The organism is uncultured Brevundimonas sp. (assembly GCF_937870815.1).
Classification (GTDB): Bacteria; Pseudomonadota; Alphaproteobacteria; order Caulobacterales; family Caulobacteraceae; genus Brevundimonas.
This window is the reverse complement of the sequence record NZ_CALMZS010000138.1, coordinates 1-19,107: the sequence shown is the minus strand read 5'-3', so window position 1 is coordinate 19,107 and position 19,107 is coordinate 1. Positions and strand designations below refer to the sequence as shown.

At 69.8% G+C, this 19,107-nt stretch carries 24 protein-coding genes and 1 tRNA gene; 5 read left to right on the top strand and 20 right to left on the bottom strand.

Going from position 1 to position 19,107, the window contains the following annotated elements:
* Nucleotides 1-30: 30 nt before the first annotated feature.
* Nucleotides 31-2,325 carry an ATP-binding protein gene (locus Q0588_RS08850; RefSeq protein ID WP_298745588.1) on the top strand — a complete coding sequence of 765 codons (2,295 nt, stop codon included), beginning with the start codon at nucleotides 31-33 and terminating at the stop codon, nucleotides 2,323-2,325.
* A 6-nt stretch (nucleotides 2,326-2,331) separates the two neighbouring features.
* On the opposite strand, the gene Q0588_RS08845 is transcribed toward Q0588_RS08850, so the two are convergent.
* Entirely contained in the window at nucleotides 2,332-2,541 is a 210-nt protein-coding gene (locus tag Q0588_RS08845) for a hypothetical protein (RefSeq protein ID WP_298745587.1), read from the bottom strand.
* 14 nt (nucleotides 2,542-2,555) lie between these two features.
* Nucleotides 2,556-3,836 (bottom strand): isocitrate lyase, encoded by a 1,281-nt coding sequence (aceA, locus tag Q0588_RS08840; RefSeq protein WP_298745586.1) that lies wholly within the window; start codon nucleotides 3,834-3,836, stop codon nucleotides 2,556-2,558.
* A gap of 152 nt (nucleotides 3,837-3,988) precedes the next feature.
* Here aceA and Q0588_RS08835 point away from each other — a divergent pair, with 152 nt between their 5' ends.
* The gene (locus tag Q0588_RS08835; RefSeq protein ID WP_298745585.1) at nucleotides 3,989-5,416 is read left to right on the top strand and encodes a short-chain fatty acyl-CoA regulator family protein; all 1,428 of its coding nucleotides are present in this window, start codon (nucleotides 3,989-3,991) and stop codon (nucleotides 5,414-5,416) included.
* 27 nt (nucleotides 5,417-5,443) lie between these two features.
* Here the strand turns inward: Q0588_RS08835 and Q0588_RS08830 are convergent, their stop codons facing one another.
* Complete coding sequence (locus Q0588_RS08830; RefSeq protein ID WP_298745584.1) at nucleotides 5,444-6,433, bottom strand: WYL domain-containing protein; 990 nt, start codon at nucleotides 6,431-6,433, stop codon at nucleotides 5,444-5,446.
* Between the two features lie 88 nt (nucleotides 6,434-6,521).
* Here Q0588_RS08830 and Q0588_RS08825 point away from each other — a divergent pair, with 88 nt between their 5' ends.
* On the top strand, nucleotides 6,522-6,764 hold the full coding sequence (locus Q0588_RS08825; RefSeq protein ID WP_298745583.1) for a hypothetical protein: 243 nt from the start codon (nucleotides 6,522-6,524) through the stop codon (nucleotides 6,762-6,764).
* A 108-nt stretch (nucleotides 6,765-6,872) separates the two neighbouring features.
* Here Q0588_RS08825 and Q0588_RS08820 read toward each other — a convergent pair whose 3' ends face one another.
* The 10 genes from Q0588_RS08820 to Q0588_RS08775 form a co-directional block, all read right to left on the bottom strand.
* Nucleotides 6,873-7,214 (bottom strand): DUF2442 domain-containing protein, encoded by a 342-nt coding sequence (locus Q0588_RS08820; RefSeq protein ID WP_298745582.1) that lies wholly within the window; start codon nucleotides 7,212-7,214, stop codon nucleotides 6,873-6,875.
* A 4-nt stretch (nucleotides 7,215-7,218) separates the two neighbouring features.
* A complete protein-coding gene (locus tag Q0588_RS08815) occupies nucleotides 7,219-8,634 on the bottom strand; it encodes an NAD(P)(+) transhydrogenase (Re/Si-specific) subunit beta (protein ID WP_298745581.1) in 1,416 nt (471 codons plus the stop codon).
* Nucleotides 8,631-9,011 carry a HepT-like ribonuclease domain-containing protein gene (locus Q0588_RS08810; RefSeq protein WP_298745580.1) on the bottom strand — a complete coding sequence of 127 codons (381 nt, stop codon included), beginning with the start codon at nucleotides 9,009-9,011 and terminating at the stop codon, nucleotides 8,631-8,633. The genes Q0588_RS08815 and Q0588_RS08810 overlap by 4 nt, the downstream gene beginning before the upstream one ends.
* A complete protein-coding gene (locus Q0588_RS08805) occupies nucleotides 8,975-9,283 on the bottom strand; it encodes a nucleotidyltransferase domain-containing protein (RefSeq protein ID WP_298745579.1) in 309 nt (102 codons plus the stop codon). The genes Q0588_RS08810 and Q0588_RS08805 overlap by 37 nt, the downstream gene beginning before the upstream one ends.
* Entirely contained in the window at nucleotides 9,280-9,567 is a 288-nt protein-coding gene (locus tag Q0588_RS08800; protein WP_298745578.1) for a hypothetical protein, read from the bottom strand. Before Q0588_RS08800 ends, Q0588_RS08805 begins: the two co-directional genes overlap by 4 nt.
* The gene (locus Q0588_RS08795; RefSeq protein ID WP_298745577.1) at nucleotides 9,564-9,899 is read right to left on the bottom strand and encodes an NAD(P) transhydrogenase subunit alpha; all 336 of its coding nucleotides are present in this window, start codon (nucleotides 9,897-9,899) and stop codon (nucleotides 9,564-9,566) included. Before Q0588_RS08795 ends, Q0588_RS08800 begins: the two co-directional genes overlap by 4 nt.
* Nucleotides 9,900-10,457 carry an endonuclease domain-containing protein gene (locus Q0588_RS08790; protein ID WP_298745576.1) on the bottom strand — a complete coding sequence of 186 codons (558 nt, stop codon included), beginning with the start codon at nucleotides 10,455-10,457 and terminating at the stop codon, nucleotides 9,900-9,902. It abuts the gene before it with no gap.
* Nucleotides 10,454-11,587, bottom strand: coding sequence for a Re/Si-specific NAD(P)(+) transhydrogenase subunit alpha (locus Q0588_RS08785; RefSeq protein WP_298745575.1), 1,134 nt, complete (start codon nucleotides 11,585-11,587; stop codon nucleotides 10,454-10,456). Before Q0588_RS08785 ends, Q0588_RS08790 begins: the two co-directional genes overlap by 4 nt.
* A gap of 133 nt (nucleotides 11,588-11,720) precedes the next feature.
* The gene (locus tag Q0588_RS08780; RefSeq protein WP_298745574.1) at nucleotides 11,721-11,981 is read right to left on the bottom strand and encodes an aa3-type cytochrome c oxidase subunit IV; all 261 of its coding nucleotides are present in this window, start codon (nucleotides 11,979-11,981) and stop codon (nucleotides 11,721-11,723) included.
* Between the two features lie 94 nt (nucleotides 11,982-12,075).
* Nucleotides 12,076-13,878: a M3 family oligoendopeptidase gene (locus tag Q0588_RS08775; protein ID WP_298745573.1), complete on the bottom strand. Its 1,803-nt coding sequence runs from the start codon at nucleotides 13,876-13,878 to the stop codon at nucleotides 12,076-12,078.
* A 111-nt stretch (nucleotides 13,879-13,989) separates the two neighbouring features.
* Between Q0588_RS08775 and Q0588_RS08770 the strand changes: the two genes are divergently transcribed.
* Nucleotides 13,990-14,460, top strand: a complete 471-nt coding sequence (locus Q0588_RS08770) for a DUF1203 domain-containing protein (protein ID WP_298745572.1) — start codon at nucleotides 13,990-13,992, stop codon at nucleotides 14,458-14,460.
* A gap of 131 nt (nucleotides 14,461-14,591) precedes the next feature.
* On the opposite strand, the gene rplA is transcribed toward Q0588_RS08770, so the two are convergent.
* Both rplA and rplK read right to left on the bottom strand, forming a co-directional pair.
* Nucleotides 14,592-15,281, bottom strand: coding sequence for a 50S ribosomal protein L1 (gene rplA / locus Q0588_RS08765; RefSeq protein ID WP_298745571.1), 690 nt, complete (start codon nucleotides 15,279-15,281; stop codon nucleotides 14,592-14,594).
* A 4-nt stretch (nucleotides 15,282-15,285) separates the two neighbouring features.
* A complete protein-coding gene (rplK, locus tag Q0588_RS08760) occupies nucleotides 15,286-15,717 on the bottom strand; it encodes a 50S ribosomal protein L11 (RefSeq protein WP_292124760.1) in 432 nt (143 codons plus the stop codon).
* A gap of 198 nt (nucleotides 15,718-15,915) precedes the next feature.
* Between rplK and Q0588_RS08755 the strand changes: the two genes are divergently transcribed.
* Nucleotides 15,916-16,107 (top strand): hypothetical protein, encoded by a 192-nt coding sequence (locus tag Q0588_RS08755; protein WP_298745570.1) that lies wholly within the window; start codon nucleotides 15,916-15,918, stop codon nucleotides 16,105-16,107.
* A gap of 128 nt (nucleotides 16,108-16,235) precedes the next feature.
* Here Q0588_RS08755 and nusG read toward each other — a convergent pair whose 3' ends face one another.
* The 5 genes from nusG to Q0588_RS08730 all read right to left on the bottom strand — a co-directional run bounded on the left by nusG (nucleotide 16,236) and on the right by Q0588_RS08730 (nucleotide 18,902).
* Entirely contained in the window at nucleotides 16,236-16,811 is a 576-nt protein-coding gene (nusG, locus tag Q0588_RS08750) for a transcription termination/antitermination protein NusG (protein WP_298745569.1), read from the bottom strand.
* Nucleotides 16,812-16,822: 11 nt separating this feature from the next.
* A complete protein-coding gene (secE, locus tag Q0588_RS08745) occupies nucleotides 16,823-17,107 on the bottom strand; it encodes a preprotein translocase subunit SecE (RefSeq protein ID WP_298745568.1) in 285 nt (94 codons plus the stop codon).
* A 69-nt stretch (nucleotides 17,108-17,176) separates the two neighbouring features.
* Nucleotides 17,177-17,252: transfer RNA gene (locus Q0588_RS08740), tRNA-Trp, on the bottom strand.
* Between the two features lie 89 nt (nucleotides 17,253-17,341).
* Nucleotides 17,342-18,676: a hemolysin family protein gene (locus Q0588_RS08735; protein ID WP_298745567.1), complete on the bottom strand. Its 1,335-nt coding sequence runs from the start codon at nucleotides 18,674-18,676 to the stop codon at nucleotides 17,342-17,344.
* A 94-nt stretch (nucleotides 18,677-18,770) separates the two neighbouring features.
* Nucleotides 18,771-18,902 (bottom strand): hypothetical protein, encoded by a 132-nt coding sequence (locus Q0588_RS08730; protein ID WP_298745566.1) that lies wholly within the window; start codon nucleotides 18,900-18,902, stop codon nucleotides 18,771-18,773.
* Nucleotides 18,903-19,107 lie beyond the last annotated feature (205 nt).

Sequence of the window (19,107 nt, the reverse complement as noted above, 5' to 3'; positions counted from 1 at the left end):
CCGGATGCTGTCCGGTCATAAGGGGGCGACGTGGACCGGATCCTGTACTGCCTGGTGGTCGAGCACGACTGGCGCTGGACGCTGGCGGCCGCGCTGCTGTGCGTCCTCGGGCTCGGCGTCGCCTTCCGGCTGCTGGTCGAGGCCCAGACCCTGCCGCGGGCGCGGCGCCGGGAAGTCGCCCTGCTCGGCGCCGTGGTCGGCGGGGTGGCGGCCTTCTCGACCCATTTCCTGGCCATGCAGGGCTACGACGCCGGGGGCGAGATCCGCTACGGCCTTGCGCTGACCCTGCTGTCGCTGATCCTCGGCGTCGGCGGGGTGGCGATCGGCTCGGTCATCATCCTGGCGAGGTGCGGCCGCCTGAACCGCGGGCTCGGCGGCATGGTCGGCCTCTCGGGCGTGGCGGCCATGCATTTCGTCGGCGTCGCCGCGCTGGACCTGCCGGGCCGCGTCATCGGATGGCATCCGGGTCTCGCGGCGGCGGCCGTCGCCGGCGGCCTGGCCGCGGCCCTGCTGACCGGGGCGGTCGTCTACGGCCCGGGCGCGGCGCGGTTCGTCGCCGCCTGCGCGTCCGGCGCCCTCTCCATCGTCATTCTTCACTTCACGGCCATGAGCGCCATGGTGGTCGCGCCCGACCCGGCGGCGGCGGCCCACGGCCTCGGCCCGAGCCTCTCCGCCCCGGCCATGCTGGCGGTTCTGGTCCTGATGGTCATGGGCCTTGTCGCCGTGGCCGGCGCGGTCTCCTGGATGGGCTATATCTCGCGTTCGGGCGCGCTGAGGCAGATTCGCGAGGCGATCGACGCCATGCCCGACGGCCTGGCCTTCTTCGACGCCGACGACCGGCTGGTCCTGTGGAACAACCGCTACGACGAGGTGAACCCGGAACTGTCGTCCAATCTCCAGGTCGGCATGACCTTTCGGGAGATCATCCGGATCGGCCTCGAAGAAGGGCTCTACGCCGAAGCCAGGGGGCGCGAGGAGGCCTGGCTGGCCGAACGGCTGGAGGCCCGGCGCGCCCTGTCGGCCACCATGGAGCAGCGCATCGCCGGCGATCGCTGGCTGCGCGTCGCCGACCGCCGCACCGCCGCCGGGGGCATCGTCACCGTCTGCACCGACATCACCGATCTCAAGAACGACGCCCGGGCCCTGGCCGAGGCGCGCGACGCCGCCGAGGCGGCCAACGCCGCCAAGAGCCAGTTCCTGGCCAATATGAGCCATGAGATCCGCACGCCGCTGAACGGGGTCATCGGCGTCGCCCAGGCCCTGGTCCATACCGGCCTGACGCCCCGGCAGACCGAGATGCTCGACCTGATCCAGTCGTCCGGGCGCACCCTGCAGGTGCTGCTCAGCGACATCCTCGACCTCGCCCGGGTCGAATCCGGCCGGCTGGAGCTGTCCGAAGAGGCGTTCGATCTCGGCCGCGCCGTCCGCGACGCCGCCCATCTCTATGAGGCGTCGGCTCGCGACAAGGGGCTGCAGTTCTTCGTCGAGATCGCGCCGGAGGCCGACGGCTGGATCGAGGGCGACGTAGTGCGCCTGAAGCAGATCCTGACCAACCTGGTGTCCAACGCGGTCAAATTCACCACTGAGGGCTTCGTCAGCCTCACCGCCGCCGCCGGCCCCGACCGGGACGGCGTTCCGACTCTCCGCTTCTCCGTCGAGGACACCGGCATCGGCTTCGACAGCCAGACCCGCGAACGTCTGTTCAGCCGGTTCGAACAGGCCGACGGCGCCATCACCCGCAAATTCGGCGGCTCGGGCCTCGGCCTGGCCATCTCGCGCCAGCTGGCCGGGATGATGGGCGGCGACCTCGACTGCGAAAGCGAGCCCGGGGGCGGTTCGGCCTTCATCCTGACCGTGCCCTTCAGGGCGGCCCAGGCGCCGGCCGCCGCCGTCGAGGGCCCGGCCGGAACCCTCGCGGCGACCAGGGGAACCGTCCGTGTGCTGCTCGCCGACGACCACCCCGTCAACCGCCGCGTCGTCGAGATGATCCTGGCCCAGGCGGACGTGGCCCTGACCTCGGTCGAGGACGGCGCCCAGGCCGTCCAGGCGTTCAGGGACGGCGGCTACGACATCGTGCTGATGGACATGCAGATGCCGGTCATGGACGGGCTGACGGCGACCCGGGAGATCCGTCTGCACGAGGCGGCCATGGGCCTGGGCCGCACGCCCGTCGTCATGCTCACGGCCAACGCCCTGCCCGAACACATCGCCGCCGCCCGGGAGGCCGGGGCCGACCTGCATCTGCCCAAGCCGTTCGACGCCGCCGAGCTGATGAACCTGATCGCCACCCTGCCGGCGGCGATGGCCAGTTCGATGGCCGCCTGATCCCGCCTATTCGTAGCCGTGCGCGGCCTCGTTGATGACCTGCGAGGGCATCGACGAGAAGTCGACGCTGACAGATTGGGCCGCCTTGGCGCGGAAGGTCTTGATGACGTGCTCGAGGCGCCGACGCACCTCGCGCTCGGCCTCGGTTCCGTCGGTCAGGTTCAGCGGGGCGAGGCAGAAATCGATGATGGCGGTGGGATTGTTCAACGGTTGCATGGGACGTCTCCTGCTTATTCGGCCGCCACGAACTGGGCGGTCTCGGTGGAATCCTTCAGCGCCGTGGTCGACGACTGGCCGTTGGAGATGACGGTGGCGACCTGGTCGAAATAGCCGGTGCCGACCTCGCGCTGGTGGCGGGTGGCGGTGTAGCCGGCGGCCTCATTGGCGAACTCGCGCTGCTGCAGTTCGGAATAGGCGGCCATGCCGCGGTCGCGGTAGCCGTCGGCCAGTTCGAACATCGCATTGTTCAGGCTGTGGAAGCCGGCCAGGGTGACGAACTGGAATTTGTAGCCCATGGCCCCCAGTTCGCGCTGGAATTTGGCGATGGTGGCGTCGTCCAGCTTCGCTTTCCAATTGAAGGACGGCGAGCAGTTGTAGGCCATCAGCTTGCCGGGATGCTCGCGCTGGATGGCCTCGGCGAACCGCCGGGCGTCGTCGAGATCGGGGTGCGAGGTCTCCCACCACAGCACGTCGGCGTATCGGGCGTAGGCCAGGCCGCGGGCGATGCAGTGGTCGAGGCCCGTGCCCTCCTTCAGGCGGAAGAAACCTTCCGGCGTGCGGTCGTCGCGCCGGATGAAGGGATGGTCCCGTTCGTCGACATCCGAGGTGATCAGCTGGGCGCTCTCGGCGTCGGTGCGGGCCACGGTCAGGGTCGGCGTGCCCATGACGTCGGCGGCCAGTCGCGCGGCGATCAGGTTACGCTCATGCGCCGCCGTGGGGATCAGCACCTTGCCGCCGAGGTGGCCGCATTTCTTTTCGGAGGCCAGCTGGTCCTCGAAATGGACGCCGGCGGCCCCCGCCTCGATGAAGGCCTTCATGATCTCGAAGCTGTTCAACGGCCCGCCGAATCCGGCCTCGGCGTCGGCGACGATGGGGGCGAACCAGTCCCGTCTGGCCCCGCCCTCGGCGTGCTCGATCTGGTCGGCGCGCTGCAGGGTGCGGTTGATGCGGCGGCACAGTTCGGGCGCGGCGTTGGCCGGATACAGCGACTGGTCGGGGTACATGGCCCCGGCGGTGTTGGCGTCGGCGGCGACCTGCCAGCCGGACAGATAGATGGCCTTGAGGCCGGCGCGGACCATCTGCATGGCCTGGTTGCCGGTCACCGCGCCGAGGGCGTTCACGAACGGCTCGTCGTGCAGCAGCTGCCACAGGCGGTTGGCCCCGCGCTCGGCCAGGGTGTGGGTGATCGGCAGCGAGCCGCGCAGGCGCAGGACGTCGTCCGGCGTATAGGGGCGGTCGATGCCGTCGAACCGGCCGGCGGGCGAAGGGACGAGATCTGAAAAGTCGGTCACGGTCGGGGTTCTCCACTCGGTCTCGGCCGGTCGGCCTTGCGTAGAGAGAACACCGGCAAAGTCACAAATGATACTGCATACGCCTCTATTTTCGTGTCATATAGTCACGATATGACATTTGCTGTTAAGTCATTTCATGACATCATGCAGCCATGGAAGCCGCCACGGACCGCAAACTCTTCCTCGGAGGCCGTCTCAAGCGGCTGCGCCGGGAACTGGCGCTGACCCAGACCGCCATGGCCGCCGATCTCGGCGTTTCGCCCAGCTATCTCAACCACATCGAGCGGAACCAGCGACCGGTGTCGGCGCAGCTGCTGTTGCGCCTCGCCGACACCTATGACGTCGATCTGCGCACCTTCGGGCCCTCGGGCGGCCCGGCCACCGAATCGGCCCTGGCCGAGGCCCTCGCCGATCCCCTCTTCCAGGGGCTGGCCGTGCCCCGCCACGAGATCGTCCAGCTGGCGGAGGACCAGCCGGCCGCCGCCGACGCCCTGCTGCGGCTCTACCGCGCCTTCGCCGACCGCCGGGCCCGCGACCGGGCCGAGGCCGACATCGCCGGCGGCGCGGCCGACGACAGCCCCGCCGACTGGGTGCGCGAACATGTGCAGGGGCGCCGCAACCACTTCCCCGAACTCGACGCCCTGGGCGAGGCCCTGGCCGACGGGCTCGAAGCCGAAACCCCGGGCGAGTCGTTCGAGGCGCGGGCCCGGGCGCGCCTGCTCGCGCGCCACGGCCTGTCGGTGCGCACCCTGCCCGCCGAGGTGATGGTCGAATGGACCCGGCGCTACGACCCGCATCGCCGGCGGCTGCTGCTGTCCGAGACGCTGGCCCCGGCCTCGCGCGCCTTCGCGGTCGCCTACCAGCTGGCCCTGTCCGAGCACGACGTCGACCTGACCGCCCTGGCGGCCGCGGCCGCCGCGCCGGACGAGCCGACCCGCCGCCTGTTGAAGGTGTTCCTGACCAACACCCTGGCCGCCGCCATCCTGATGCCCTACGCGGCCTTCCAGCAGACCGCCGAGGCCGCCGGCTACGAGCTGGCCCGCCTCCAGGCCCGCTTCGGCGTCAGTTTCGAACAGGCGGCGCACCGGCTGACCACCCTGTCGCGGCCGACCGCCCGCGGCGTGCCCTTCTTCCTGATGCGGGTCGACCAGGCCGGCAACATCTCCAAGCGCTTCGCCTCGGGTGCCTTTCCCTTCTCTCGCTTCGGCGGGGCCTGTCCGCGCTGGCGGCTGCACAGCGCCTTCCGCACCCCGGGCCGCATCGTCACCCAGATCATCGAGACCCCGGACGGACAGCGCTGGTTCACCCTGGCCCGCACCGTCGACCGGCAGGGGCATGACGCCTTCACCGAAGGACACGACCTGGCTGTCGGCCTGGGCTGCGAGCTCAGGCACGCGCACCGCCTGGCCTATGCGCGCGGCCTCGACCTGCAGGATCCGGAGGTCACCCCCATCGGCCCCGCCTGCCGCCTGTGCCACCGTCACCCCTGCGCCGAGCGGGCCGCCCCGCCGATCGACCGGCCGCTGATGGTCGACGACTGGTCGAAGTCGGTCAGTCCCTGGCCGTTCGCCGGGGGCTGACGGACGCCGGTCCGGGCGGGCCCGCGCTCAGGCCGGGGCCCGCTCGAGGGCGCGCTGCGCCGCCGCCACTTCGCCGGCCATGACCGTCTTCAGCCGGGCGGGGGCGACGATCCGGACCCGGTCGCCCCAGGTGAACAGATGCCAGGCCAGTTCGCGCATGCCGGAGGCGCGGAAGCGGACGACCACCCCGCCGTCCGGCTGGTCCTCGAGGCTCTGGGTCGGATGCCAGCGCCAGGCCCGCGCCTCGTCCGCGCCTTCGGGAGAAATCGCCAGCACCACGTCCTCGATCTCGTCCTGGTAGATGCCGAAGGACTGGCTGGCGAACGCCTGCAGGTCGAAATCGGCGGGCGGCGACGCCACCCCCGCCTCGGCCCGCACCGCGCTCATCCGGTCGAGGCGGAAGGTCTGGATGCGGCCGCTCTCGCGGTCGGCGGCGACCAGATAGTTGGCGCGGCCGAACATCACCCCGCACGGGGCGACGCTGCGGCGGCGCGCCTCCGCCCCCGGCCGGCTGTAGATGAAGCCCAGCGGCCGCCCCGCGAGAATGGCCTGGCGGATCTCGGCCAGCACCGCCTCGTCGGCCGAGGGCCGCGGCCCGGCCTGGACGGCGATGGTCTCGGCCCGCACCAGCGCCTCGAGATCGGGGGCCAGCCGGTTCAGCGTGGTCGAGCGCATGGCCGACTTCAGCTTGCGCTCCAGCCCCTCCAGCGCCGCCGCCCGGCCCGGCTCGCCGCTGGCCCGAAGCGCCTGGGCCGCCTTGGCCAGTTCGATCAGCTCGGCCGTGGTCGGGGCCTGTTCGAAGGCGGACAGGCCGCCGCGGATGCGCCAGCGCTTGTTGGGCGGGTCCGGGACCTCCTCGGCCTGGGGGAACAGCAGGGTCACCGCGTCGCGCAGGCGTTCGGCGGTGCGCCGGCCGACCTCCAGTTCGCGCTCGATCTCGCCCAGCGTCAGGCCCTCGGCGCTGGCCGCCATGCGCCGCGCCAGATCGATGACCATGGCCGCCTTGTCGTGTCTCACGCGGCCACTGAAGCATACGTCCGATTTTGACGCAACGCTGGTTCACAATCCGACCATCGACAGAAACACCGCTTCAGGAGTTCCCTCCATGGCCCGCAGCTTCGCCCCCCACGCCGCCCCGCAGAGCCAGGGCGCCGCCTCCCGCTATCTGATCGTGCCGTGCGAGGCCGACGGCTGCGGCGACCTCGCCGTGATCTGGGACCGGCTCGAGGAACAGGTGATCGACGTCATCGACGCCCGCGCCTCGGCCCGCTACGCCGACGAGGACGCCCTGTGGGACGAGGCCCGCCCGGCCTTCGACCCCGCCGGGGACTTCCGCCTGGCGGCGTGACCGGCCGGGGCCGGCGCATGCGGACGCACGGGTCTCGGCCCGGAGCACCGTCAGGTCGGGCAGGGAGCGGCGGGGTCGGTCTGGCCGCCGCCGCTGCCCACAGTCATTTCAGGTAGCCCCCGAGGCGGACGCCCTGAGCAGGCCCGCGACGCCGACATCTTCGTCGAGGTCAGGCCAATGGATACCGAGGCCGGCGGCGGCCTCTTCCCAGTTTGCGCGCTGCGCGGGCGTTGCGGCTTTCAGGCGGGGGAACCAGTCCAGCGGCGCCGCCAGTCGTCGGCCGTCGCGCAGGCGCACGATCAGCTCGTCGTCGGTGACCTCGACCCCGGCGGGACTCAGCCAGACCTTGGCCGAGCGACCGCCCTTGTCGATGTGAATGTGCGGCGGCCCGAAGCCCTCGTTCGAGAAGAAATAGAAGCGGTATCCGTTCCAGCGCAGGACAGTGGGCATGACCTCACAGCCCCTTCACAATCCCCTCGACCATCTTCTTGGCGTCGGCGAACAGCATCATGGTGTTGTCGCGGAAGAACAGCTCGTTCTCCACCCCCGCATAGCCGCTGCCCATGCCGCGCTTGATGAACAGCACCGTGCCCGCCTTCTCCACGTCCAGCACCGGCATGCCGTAGATCGGCGATTGCGGATCGGTCTTGGCGGCCGGATTGGTGACGTCATTGGCGCCGATGACGAAGGCCACGTCGGCCGACGAGAACTCGGAGTTGATGTCCTCCAGCTCGAACACCTCGTCATAGGGGACGTTGGCCTCGGCCAGCAGCACGTTCATGTGGCCGGGCATCCGACCCGCCACGGGATGGATGGCGTATTTGACCTCGACCCCCTCGGCCTTCAGCTTGTCGGCCATCTCGCGCAGGGCATGCTGCGCCTGCGCCACCGCCATGCCGTAGCCGGGGACGATGATCACCTTGGAAGCGTTCTTCATGATGAAGGCGGCGTCCTCGGCCGAGCCCTGTTTGACCGGCCGGGTCTCGACCGCGCCGCCGCCGGCCGCGGCCGTCTCGCCGCCGAAGCCGCCGAGGATGACCGAGATGAAGCTGCGGTTCATGCCCTTGCACATGATGTAGCTGAGGATCGCGCCCGAGCTGCCGACCAGGGCCCCGGTGATGATCAGGGCGATGTTCTCCAGGGTGAAGCCCAGCGCCGCCGCGGCCCAGCCGGAATAGGAGTTGAGCATCGACACCACCACCGGCATGTCGGCCCCGCCGATCGGGATGATCAGGGTGGCGCCGAGGATCAGGGCGATCAGGAACACGCCCCAGAAGGCCCAGGTCGCCGTCCCGCCCGAACCGATCATCACCCCGATCAGCAGCACGAGGCCGAGCGCCAAGGCGATGTTGATCAGGTGCCGCGCCGGCAGCAGGATCGGCGCCCCGCTCATGTTTCCGTTCAGCTTGGCGAAGGCGATCACCGAACCGGTGAAGGTCACCGCCCCGATGGCCACCCCGAGGCTCAGCTCGATGATCGACAGGGTCTTGATGCCGCCCGCGGCGGTGGCGATGCCGAAGCTGTCCGGCGCATAGACCGCGCCGACCGCCACAAGACAGGCCGCCATGCCGACGAGCGAGTGGAAGGCCGCCACCAGTTGCGGCATCTGGGTCATCTGCACCCGCGCCGCGATCAGCGCCCCGGCCCCGCCGCCGACCACCACCCCGCCGCCGATCAGTCCCAGGGTCAGCGGATCGAGCGTTCCCGTCGACCACAGCGTCAGCAGGGTCACGGCCACGGCCAGCGCCATGCCGACCATGCCGAGCGTATTGCCCCGCCGGCTGGTCTCCGGGCTCGACAGGCCGCGCAGGCTGAGGATGAACAGGACGCCGGAGACCAGATAGGCCAGGGCCGCGAAGGATGCGTTCATTCGATTTCTTCCCCCAACGCCTTGCGAGCACCAGCGATCAACGGCGGCAGCGATCGCCGAACGATATCCACCACGCGCTCCATCCGAAGCTTGGCGTAGCCATGAACAAGAATATTTCTGAAGCCGGCCGCATCACGCAGTTCGAGCTCCGCGATTCCTTCCGGTTGCTTCTTCAGGATTTGAGCGGCGGCTTCACCGACGATCTGGACCGTTCGCAACACCGCGTGCTCGCGGAGGCGGTCCGCGAGAATGGCCTTGGCGTCGAGGTCGCCGACGGTCTCCAGGGCCTCGCTGCCGTAGGCGACGATATCCTCCAGCAGAAAGCGGATCGCGGGGTTCTTCACAGCGATACCAGATCCCGGGCCATCCAGGTCCATCGTTCCGGAATCATCATCTCACGGTCCACCAGGTCCACTTTCCGACCGACCGCGTCCTCCAGATCCTTCTGAAGCCCGCCCAGCCGCCAATAGTCCAGCTGTCCAACGACATCGAAAACCACATCCACATCGCTGTCGCCTGTTGCCTCGCCGCGCGCGACCGATCCGACGACACCGACGAATTCCACACCCACGGCACGGGCCCGTGGTCGAAAGGCGCGCAGCACCTCCAACACCTGATCCAGAACCGTCACCGGCTTGTCCACGATCACCGCCCTCCCGGCGGGCAGGCCGTGCGCGCCAGCCGCCACAGGGCGGCGGCGATGAACAGCGGGGCGACGAAGACCACGGCCCAGTCCCACGGGCTCATCGGCCGGTCCTGGGCCACGATGCGCAGCAGGATCGAGGCGAACAGCAGCGCCACCCCGCAGTCCAGGAAGCGCAGCTTGCGAATGGCGGCCTTCACGCCGAACCCGCTCCACGGCCACAGGCCGCCGCCGACCGCCGTGGCGACCCGGGACGCGCCGACCGCGAACTGCTGGACGTCGGGGGTCATCCGGCCTCGGCGGACGCCGCCGGCGGGCGTTCCTTCTTGCGGTACATGGCCAGCATGCGCCGGGTGACCATGAAGCCGCCGAAGATGTTGACGCTGGCCAGGGTGACGGCCGCCACCCCCGCGCCCTTGGCGATCCAGCCGTCGTCGCCGCCGGCCGCCGCCGCCGCGATCAGCCCGCCGACCACGATCACCGACGAAATGGCGTTGGTCACCGCCATCAGCGGCGTGTGCAGCGCCGGCGTGACGCTCCAGACGACATAGTAGCCGACGAAGATGGCCAGCACGAAGATGGCGAGGCGGAAGATGGTGGGGTCGACGGGGACGTGTTCCATTCAGATCACCCTCTTCAGGCGGTTTGAGGCGGCGTCCCGGATCGTGGCGACCACGCCGTCGATATCCCGTTCGACCTGCCGCGTCGAAAAACGAAGCACCAAATAGCCTTGAGCGTTGAGCCAGCCGTCTCGCCCCAGATCACGAAGGGCGACCTCAGGCAGTTCGTGCACGCCACCGTCCACCTCGATCACGAGGTTGGCGCGATGACAGACGAAATCCACGACGTAAGCTCCCATGGGCTCCTGACGTCGGAACCTCACCGGCAAGAGTTTCAGGCGGTCCCACAGCCTCGCCTCGGTCCAGGTCGGCTTGGCGCGCAGGGCTTTCGCACGACGGACCAATGATCCGGGCTTCCGATCGTCCCGAACGAAGTTTGAAAAGCCCTCCCCCTCGACGGGGGAGGGTTGGGTGGGGGTGTTCGAGCCGTCGTCAGAAGATCGAGCGCATGAGGCGCTGTCGACAAAGCCTTTCGCGCCCTCTTCCGCGAAGCCGGCGCGCGCACCCCCAACCCCGGCCCTTCCCCCGTCGAGGGGGAAGGGAGTCGACGAACCCCTCATCCCCTCACCCCCTCATGCACCACCGCCCCGCCGTGGGTCACCGCCGCCGCCTTGAGGATCTCGTCCTCCAGGTCGACCGCCAGCGCCCCGTCCACGACCATCAGCCCGACGAAGGCGCTCAGGTTGCGCGCATAGAGGGCCGAGGCGTCGGCCGGGATGCGGCCCGCCATGTTTGTCCAGCCGACGATCTGCACGCCGCCCGCCGTGGTGACCACCTCGCCCGGCTTCGCCCCCTCGACGTTGCCGCCGTTGTCGATGGCCAGGTCGACGATCACCGACCCCGGCTTCATCGAGGCCACATGCGCCGCCGTGACCAGCCGCGGCGCCGGGCGGCCCGGGATCAGGGCGGTGGTGATGACCACGTCCTGTTTGACGATGTGGCTGGCGGTCAGCTCGGCCTGTTTGGCCTGGTATTCGGCCGACATCGGCCTGGCGTAGCCGGCGGCGGTCTCGGCCGCCCTGAACTCCTCGTCCTCGACGGCGACGAATTTGGCCCCGAGGCTCTCGACCTGTTCCTTGGAGGCCGGCCGCACGTCGGTGGCGGTGACCACCGCCCCCAGCCGCCGCGCCGTGGCCACGGCCTGCAGGCCGGCGACACCCGCGCCCATGACGAAGACCTTGGCCGGGGCGACCGTGCCCGCCGCCGTCATCATCATCGGAAAGCCCTTGCCGAAGGCCCAGGCCGCCTCGATCACCGCGCGATAGCCGGCCAGATTGGCCTGGGACGACAGGGCGTCCATGACCTGCGCCCGGCTGATCCGGGGCACGAACTCCATGGCGAAGGCGGTGACGCCCGCCCCCGCCAGCGCCGCCACCGTCTCCCTGTCCCGATACGCGTCCAGCAGGGCCACGACCACCGCGCCGGGCTTCAGCGCGCTGGTCTCCTGGGCGGTCGGCCCGCGCACCTTGAGCAGGATGTCGGCCCCGGCCAGCACCGCCTTGATGTCCGGCTTCACCGCCGCGCCGGCCGCTTCATAGTCCGCGTCGGGAATGGATGAACCCGCGCCGGTCCCGGCCTCGACGGCGACCGTCGCGCCGAGGCCGATCAGCTTCTTCACCGTCTCCGGCGTGAGGGCGCAGCGCGTCTCGCCGTCACGGCGTTCGCGGGTCACGGCGATGGCGACAGCCAAGCGAATCCCTCCATCTTCTCTCGACGGCCGGACGTTAGGCTGATCGGGGACGGCCCGTCAAAGCGGGCCGTTTCAGAGGCTGCCGTGATCATTGTTCGCGCTCGGGCCACCGCGTCGCGAGCGTCGGCGCGCCCTAATGCTGCGCCTTCCTCTTCGAGCGCAGGGCGAAGACGCCGATGACCAGCAGCACGAACGCCGCGATGAGGCCGCCGACGAAGCTGCCGCCCGGCTGGAACCACAGCAGCAGGAAGACGATGGCGACCGCGGTGGCCAGCGATCCCCATTTGGCCAGGCCGATGAACAGCGCGAAGGTCGCCGCCTGTTCGCTGATCTCCTGCGAGCCGCGGACGTAGTCGTCGTGCGCGTGGGCGTCGGCGGGGTGCGGGTCGGCCATGCGGGCTCCGGGAATCTGGAAGAGCGGTTGGCGTCCTTATAGCGGGGCCGGGGCCACGCTCAAGCGGGCGGCGACAATTCGCGCGCGCCGGGCCTCAGACCAGCGCCTCGAACCGGTCGATCAGACCCTCCAGCCGCCTGGTCCCGATGGTCCAGAAGGCCGGGTCGCGCGGGTTCAGCCCGAACGGCGCCAGCGCCTCGACATAGCCCCTGGATCCACCGCCGGCGAGCAGTTCGCGATACAGCGGCGTGAACCCGGCCGGGTCCCTGGCCCGGGTCTCCATCAGCGCCGCCACCAGCAGATCGCCGAAGGCGTAGGCGTAGACATAGAAGGGCGAGTGGACGAAGTGGCTGACATAGCTCCACCAGTGTTCGTAGCCGGAGTTCAGCGTCACCGCCGGGCCCAGCGATCCGCCCATCTCCTCCAGCCAGATTTCGCCGATCCGCTCGACCGCGACCTCGCCCTTCGCCCGTTCGTCATGGAAACGGGTCTCGAAGCGGTGGAAGGCGATCTGGCGCACCACGGTGTTCAGCCCGTCCTCGATCCGACCCGCCAGCAGGCCGCGCTGCTCGGCCTTCGGCGCGGTCGCCAGCAGCCGGTCGAAGGTCAGCCCCTCGGCGAAGATCGAGGCCGTTTCCGCGAGCGTCAGCGGCGTATCGGCCAGCAGGCTGCCCTGCCCGGCCGCCAGCGTCTGGTGCACCCCGTGGCCCAGCTCGTGCGCCAGGGTCAGGACGTCACGCCGCTCGCCCATCCAGTTCAGGAACACATAGGGGTGGCGGTCCGAGGTCACCGGATGGGCGTAGGCCCCCGACTGCTTGCCCGGCCGCGCCCGGCCGTCGATCCACGGCCGCTCGAAGAAGCCCCGCGCCCGGTCGGCGAACTCGCCGCCGAGATCGCCGAAGCTCTCCAGCACCAGCGCCTTGCCCTGCGCCCAGTCGTAACCGCGCGGCGCCCTGGTCTCCAGCGGGGCGTTGCGGTCCCACTGGTCCAGGGTCGCCCTGCCCATGGCCCGGGCCTTCAGCGCGTAATAGCGGTGCGACAGGCGCGGAAAGGCCGCCGCCACCGCCTCGGCCATGGCGTCGACCGCCTCGCCGTCGACCTCATTGGCCAGGTGGCGGCTGTCGGCCGGCCGTTTGAAGCCGCGCCACCGGTCCTCCAGCGCCTTGTCGGCGGCGACGGTGTTGAGCACCAGCGCCATGGTCTGCACCCGGGCGGCCAGCGCCTCGTTCAGCCCCTCGGCCGCCGCCTTGCGCCGCGCCGCCTTCGGGTCGGACAGCCGGTTCAGCGCCTCGGCCAGGGTCAGGTCGTCCTTGCCGGCCTTGACCCGCATCGCCGCCAGCGTCTCGTCGAACAGGCGCGGCCACTGGGCGCTGATCGGGGCCCGCTCGGCCAGGAAGGTCTCCAGCTCGTGCGACAGCTCGTGCGGCTTCATCGCCCGCACCCGCCGCAGCCAGGGCCGCCAGCGCGCCGCGGCCGGCGAGGCCGCCAGCGCCGCCTCGACCTCGGCCTCCGTCAGCTGGTTGATCTCCAGCGTGACCCAGACCGTGGGGGTGGCGATCGCGCTGATCCTCTCGCGCATGGTGGCCTCGAAGCCCTGCGCCCCGGCGTCGTTGCGATCGGTCGATGCCGCCAGGAAGGCGTAGGCCGACAGGCCTCCGAGCCGGTCCGACGCCTGTTCGTACAGGCTCGCCGCCCGGTCCAGCCGCTCGCCCAGCCGGGCGGGGTCGCCTCTTGCCTCGAGCAGCCGGCCGCGCAGGGCGTCGAGCTCGGCCACCCGCCCGCGGGCGTGGTCGAGGTCGGCCTCCAGGCGCGGATCGCGCCGGGAGGCGTAGAGGTCGGACAGGTCCCACTGGGGGGCTTCGGCCGCATCGGCGGGGGTCTGGAAGGGTGCGTTCATGTCTCCCGTTGTGGGGACGGCCGGCCTCCGGCGCAACGGCCGAAAACCGCCAGACGCCGCCGACGGGGCCTGTCATACCCCGTCATGCCGCGCCGCCAGGGAGAGAGACCGATGAGCTTTCGCATCCGCCCCCTGCCGCTGGAGCCGTTCCAGCCGCTGTTCGCGCTCGACGACGACGGCCTGCTCGCCCTCGGCGCGCGGCGCATGGTCGCCGACGCCCCGCACAGCGCCCCCTGCCGCGTCAGCCTGGTCGACGCCGGGCCGGGCGAGCGGCTGATCCTGGTCAACCACAGGCATCTCGACGCCCCCTCCAGCCCCTACCGCGGCGACGGGCCGATCTTCGTGCGCGAGGCCGCGGCGGAGGCCGCGCCGGCGCCCGGCGAGGCCCCGGACCTGCTGACGCGCCGGCTGCTCTCGGCCCGCGTCTATGACGCCGACTGGATGATGGCCGACGCCGACGTGGTCGAGGGCGCGGACCTCGTCGCCCGGCTCGAGGCATGGTTCGCCGATCCGGCCGCCGCGACCGTCCACCTGCACACCGCCCGCCGCGGCTGCTTCCTGGCCGCGGCCGAGCGCGCCTGAGGCGCCAGGCGTCGCGGAGCCGTCGGCCCCGCGAACGCGCCCCGCGTCGCGTTCCGCGACCATCGGGCCCCAACGAAAACGGCGGCGGAGATCGCTCTCCGCCGCCGTCCGGTTTCCTTCGGTCCTGTCGATCAGGCGCCCAGCGACGCCGGGTCGATCTTGAAGCCCGGCCCCATGGTCGAGGACAGGGTGATGCGCTTGACATAGGCGCCCTTGGCGCCCGACGGACGGGCGCGTTGCAGGGCGTCGACATAGGCCTTGACGTTGGCCTCCAGGGCTTCCTGGGTGAAGGAGGCCTTGCCGATGCCGCCGTGGGCGATGCCGGCCTTCTCGACGCGGAACTCGACGGCGCCGCCCTTGGCGTCCTTGACCGCCTGGCCGACGTTCGGGGTCACGGTTCCGACCTTGGGGTTGGGCATCAGGCCGCGCGGGCCCAGCACCTTCCCCAGACGGCCGACGAGGGCCATCATGTCCGGGGAGGCGATGACGCGGTCGAAGTCCATGAAGCCGCCGTTGATCTTCTCGTACAGATCCTCGGCGCCGACGATGTCGGCGCCGGCCGCGCGGGCCTCGTCGGCCTTGGCGTCCTTAGCGAAGACGGCGACGCGAACGTCACGGCCGGTGCCCGACGGCAGGTTGACGACGCCGCGGACCTGCTGGTCGGCGTGACGCGGATCGACGCCCAGGTTGACGGCGATCTCGATCGACTCGTCGAACCTGGCCGAGGCGTTGTCCTTGACGGCCTTGATGGCGTCGGCGAACGGCATGTTGACCGTGGTGTCGCCGGTGCGGGCCTTGAAGCGCTTGGTTTGCCTGGCCATGTGCTCAGCCCTCCACGACGTTGAGGCCCATGGCGCGGGCCGAGCCTTCGATGATCTTGGTCGCCGCGTCCAGGTCGTTGGCGTTCAGATCCTTCATCTTCTTTTCGGCGATCTCGCGCAGCTGGCTGCGCTTGATCTTGCCGGCCACTTCGCGGCCGGTCATCTTCGAGCCCGAGGTGATGCCGGCGGCCTGTTTGATGAAATGGGTCGCGGGCGGGGTCTTGGTGACGAAGGTGAAGCTCTTGTCCTGGTAGACGGTGATCACCGTCGGCAGGGGCGTGCCCTTCACCTCCTTCTCGGTGCGGGCGTTGAACTCCTTGACGAAGCCCATGATGTTGACGCCGCGCTGGCCGAGGGCCGGCCCGATCGGCGGCGACGGCGTGGCGGAGCCGGCCGGCACCTGCAGCTTGATGTAGCCGAGAATCTTCTTGGCCATTGGTCTCTCCTATGATGACCCGAAGCTAATCGGGCCGGTGAGCCGTGGTCGTGGCATGGCGGCCTCCCACGGATTTATGCGGGCGAACCCGCACCGCCCCTCGGAGCGAGGCGCGCGTGTAGCAGAAGCCTCCCCGCGACACAACCGAGCGGTTGGCCCCGTCCGTAACCGTGCTACGGTCAGATTGATATCGGGGGAATGGCGATGGAAGAAAAGCAGCCGCGGCGGCTTGGCCTTCCCTTGGGCATCGGGGTCATCCTGCTGCCCATCGTCTTTGCTTGGTTCACCCTCCGTCGGAGCTATTCCTCAGGCACCCGTATCGCGGCGTTCGTCTGGCTGGGCGTGAATCTGGCGTTCGCAGCTGTCCGCCTGGCCGGACCCTCGTACTGAACCTCAAAAGCAAACGGCGCCCCCTGAGGGCCGCTGCTGCGATATGTCTTCGTTGTCACGGGTGTCGACGATATCCCGCAACTCATTGTCGCGGATGTCTCGCCCGCAATGTATTGGTCGAAACGGGCTTAGCCCGCGTTCTTCTCGACCTGGCTGTACTCCAGATCCACCGGGGTCGGACGGCCGAAGATGGACACGGCCACGCGCAGGCGGGCCGCGTCCTCGTCGACGCTCTCGACCTGGCCGTCGAAGCTGGCGAACGGGCCGTCGATGACCTTGACGGTCTCGCCGATGTCGAAGCGGATGGTGGGTTTCGGACGCTCGACGCCCTCCTCCACCTGGCCGATGATGTTCTGGACTTCCTTCTCGGACACCGGCAGCGGCTTGGTGCCCCCGGCGGCGCCGAGGAAGCCGGTGACCTTCGGGGTGTTCTTGACCAGGTGGTAGGCCTCGTCGGTCATCTCCATCTTCACCAGCACATAGCCGGGGAAGAATTTGCGCTCCGAATTGACCTTGCGGCCGCGGCGGATCTCGACGACGTCCTCGGTCGGCACGAGGATTTCCGAGAAACAGTCCTCCAGCCCCTGCTGGCGCGCCTGGTCCTGCAGGTGCTGGGCCACCTTCTTCTCGAAATTCGAATAGGCGTGGACGATATACCACTTGTGGCGCGGATTGGCGGGCTTCGCGGGGGCGGCGTCGGTCATGGGCGGGTCTCTTACTGGCCGATGGCCAGGATGAAGCGCGAGGCGAAGGCCAGGCCGGTGTCGACCAGGAAGAAGAACACCGAAGCGATCGCCACCATGATGAAGACCATCACCGAGGTGATCCAGGTCTCCTTGCGGCTCGGCCACACGATCTTGCGGCGCTCGGCGTTCACCTGGTTGAGGAATTGCGGAATCGAGACCCGCGGCTTCTTCGGCGCGTCGGCCGCGACGGCGGCGCCCGCTATGGCGGGCTGGGCGGTCTGGGGGCGGCGCCCGGGGGTCTTGGCCTTGGCCATCACTGTTCCGTCAAAGAATTGATCCTGCCGCCCCAGATAGGGGCTCCCATCCGGCGGCGACAGGGGAAATGGCAGGAGTTGGGGGACTCGAACCCACGACCCCCGGTTTTGGAGACCGGTGCTCTACCAGCTGAGCTAAACTCCTAGACAAACATCGGCACGCCCAGGGGGCGCGTGTGATCGCCAGACCGGGGCGTATGCCCGACGCCGACCCGGTTTTCAAGGGCGGAACGGTCAATCCGCGTTGTGGGCCGCCACCGCGCTCGCCTCGTCCTCGGACTTGACCACCTGCCGGAACAGCAGCTTGTCGATGCGGCGGTCGTCCATGTCGATGACCTCGACCTCGAACCGGCCCAGCTGCAGCACCTCGCCCTCGTCCGGCACCCTCGACAGCTGGTGCAGCACCAGGCCGGCGACGGTGTGGAACCCTTCGGCCACGCCGAAATCCTCGCCCAGGGCGTCGGCCAGTTCGTCGATGTCGGTCTGGCCGTCGACCAGCCAGTCGCCGTTCTCGCGGCGGCGGATACAGGCCTCCTCCTCGTCGTGGCCCTCGTCGAAGTCGCCGGCGATCATCTCCAGCAGGTCGGTGGCCGTCACCACCCCCTCGAAGGCGCCGAACTCGTCGACCAGGAAGGCCATGTGGACCTTGGACGACTTGAGGATCTCCAGCGCCTTCAGCACCGAGGTCGACTGCGGAATGAAGGCCGGCGTCTGCACCAGCCGCTCGACGTTGAACTCGCCGTTGTCCAGCAGGCTGTCGAGCAGATCCTTCTTGTGGACCACGCCCAGCGGGTTGTCGACGTCGCTCTCGCGCGCCACCACGATGCGCGAATAGGGGCAGGTGCGGATCTCCTGGCGCAGCTGCGCCTCGCTGTCGTCCAGGGCGATCCAGAAGACCTCGTGGCGCGGCGTCATGGCCACCCGGATGGGACGGTCGCCGAGGCGCAGGATCTCCTCGATCATCTCCTGCTCCTCGGGCTCGATCAGGCCGGACGCCGTGCCCTCGGCGATCATGGTCTCGACCTCCTCCTGGGTGACGTCGGAGCCGTCGCGGTCCTTGACTCCCATGACCTTGAGGATGCCCGAGGTGGACGCCGTCAGCAGCACGACGAACGGCTTCAGCACCTTGGCCACGATCGAGATCGGGGCCGCCATCTTGGAGGCGATCGGCTCGGGGAAGATCAGGGCCAGCCGCTTCGGCACCAGTTCGCCGACGATCACCGACACATAGGTGATGAAGACGATCACCACGACCGTCGAGAACACCTCCGTATAGGCGGTCAGACCGGGCAGGATGTCCTCGAAGATCAGGTTCAGCTCGCCGGCGATGGCCGCCTGGCCGTAGGCGCCGGCGGCGATGCCGATCAGGGTGATGCCGACCTGCACGGCCGAGAGGAAATGGGTCGGCTCCTCGGCCAGCCTCAGCGCCGCCCGGGCCCCCCGGTCGCCGCGCTCGGCACGGCTCTGCAGCTTGGATTTCCGGGAGGACACGACCGCGAGTTCGGTCATGGAGAACAGGCCGTTCAGCACCACGAGCAGCAGTACGACGACGATGGCGATGGCTAACATCTAGGGGAAGCGGGACCGGCGCGGCGCGACCGTCGGCGTCCGCGCCGCGGATGATAGGGGGGATTTCCCCCCGCCGCCACGAATTCCTTCGCGGTCAGCGGCTGCGGCCGGCCTCGACCGACCCGTAGGGGCCGTAGGTCGAGCCGTCGTCCGGCCCGAGGGCCGCGCAGGCCGACATGCCCAGCAGGGTGCCGATGAACAGTCCGGTCCGAAGCGCGCGCCGCATGGTTACCCAATCCCTAACGTCCGTGGGCCGAACGTAGGGACCGGTTCCCGGTTCCGTGCAAGCGTCTGCACGGCGCCGGGGGCGCCTTAACCGTCCTTCTCCCCCGGGAAGCGAGGCCGCACGGCGGAACGGCCCCCGGATGGCTCCGGGGGCCGTCATTGTTGTTTGGCCCATGCTCGCCCCGCGGAGGCTCGCGGCTTGAGGC

Excerpts from the sequence above, each read along its gene's own strand:
- Q0588_RS08770 (WP_298745572.1), top strand. The coding sequence starts at position 13,990 with ATGAGCTTTCGCATCCGCCCCCTGCCGCTGGAGCCGTTCCAGCCGCTG.
- rplA (WP_298745571.1), bottom strand. The coding sequence starts at position 15,281 with ATGGCCAGGCAAACCAAGCGCTTCAAGGCCCGCACCGGCGACACCACG.
- secE (WP_298745568.1), bottom strand. The coding sequence starts at position 17,107 with ATGGCCAAGGCCAAGACCCCCGGGCGCCGCCCCCAGACCGCCCAGCCC.
- rplK (WP_292124760.1), bottom strand. The coding sequence starts at position 15,717 with ATGGCCAAGAAGATTCTCGGCTACATCAAGCTGCAGGTGCCGGCCGGC.
- Q0588_RS08800 (WP_298745578.1), bottom strand. The coding sequence starts at position 9,567 with ATGACCCCCGACGTCCAGCAGTTCGCGGTCGGCGCGTCCCGGGTCGCC.
- Q0588_RS08735 (WP_298745567.1), bottom strand. The coding sequence starts at position 18,676 with ATGTTAGCCATCGCCATCGTCGTCGTACTGCTGCTCGTGGTGCTGAAC.
- Q0588_RS08795 (WP_298745577.1), bottom strand. The coding sequence starts at position 9,899 with ATGGAACACGTCCCCGTCGACCCCACCATCTTCCGCCTCGCCATCTTC.
- Q0588_RS08835 (WP_298745585.1), top strand. The coding sequence starts at position 3,989 with ATGGAAGCCGCCACGGACCGCAAACTCTTCCTCGGAGGCCGTCTCAAG.
- nusG (WP_298745569.1), bottom strand. The coding sequence starts at position 16,811 with ATGACCGACGCCGCCCCCGCGAAGCCCGCCAATCCGCGCCACAAGTGG.
- Q0588_RS08790 (WP_298745576.1), bottom strand. The coding sequence starts at position 10,457 with ATGAGGGGTTCGTCGACTCCCTTCCCCCTCGACGGGGGAAGGGCCGGG.
- Q0588_RS08780 (WP_298745574.1), bottom strand. The coding sequence starts at position 11,981 with ATGGCCGACCCGCACCCCGCCGACGCCCACGCGCACGACGACTACGTC.
- Q0588_RS08810 (WP_298745580.1), bottom strand. The coding sequence starts at position 9,011 with ATGGACCTGGATGGCCCGGGATCTGGTATCGCTGTGAAGAACCCCGCG.
- Q0588_RS08825 (WP_298745583.1), top strand. The coding sequence starts at position 6,522 with ATGGCCCGCAGCTTCGCCCCCCACGCCGCCCCGCAGAGCCAGGGCGCC.
- Q0588_RS08820 (WP_298745582.1), bottom strand. The coding sequence starts at position 7,214 with ATGCCCACTGTCCTGCGCTGGAACGGATACCGCTTCTATTTCTTCTCG.
- Q0588_RS08775 (WP_298745573.1), bottom strand. The coding sequence starts at position 13,878 with ATGAACGCACCCTTCCAGACCCCCGCCGATGCGGCCGAAGCCCCCCAG.
- Q0588_RS08730 (WP_298745566.1), bottom strand. The coding sequence starts at position 18,902 with ATGCGGCGCGCGCTTCGGACCGGACTGTTCATCGGCACCCTGCTGGGC.
- Q0588_RS08755 (WP_298745570.1), top strand. The coding sequence starts at position 15,916 with ATGGCGATGGAAGAAAAGCAGCCGCGGCGGCTTGGCCTTCCCTTGGGC.
- Q0588_RS08815 (WP_298745581.1), bottom strand. The coding sequence starts at position 8,634 with ATGAACGCATCCTTCGCGGCCCTGGCCTATCTGGTCTCCGGCGTCCTG.
- Q0588_RS08845 (WP_298745587.1), bottom strand. The coding sequence starts at position 2,541 with ATGCAACCGTTGAACAATCCCACCGCCATCATCGATTTCTGCCTCGCC.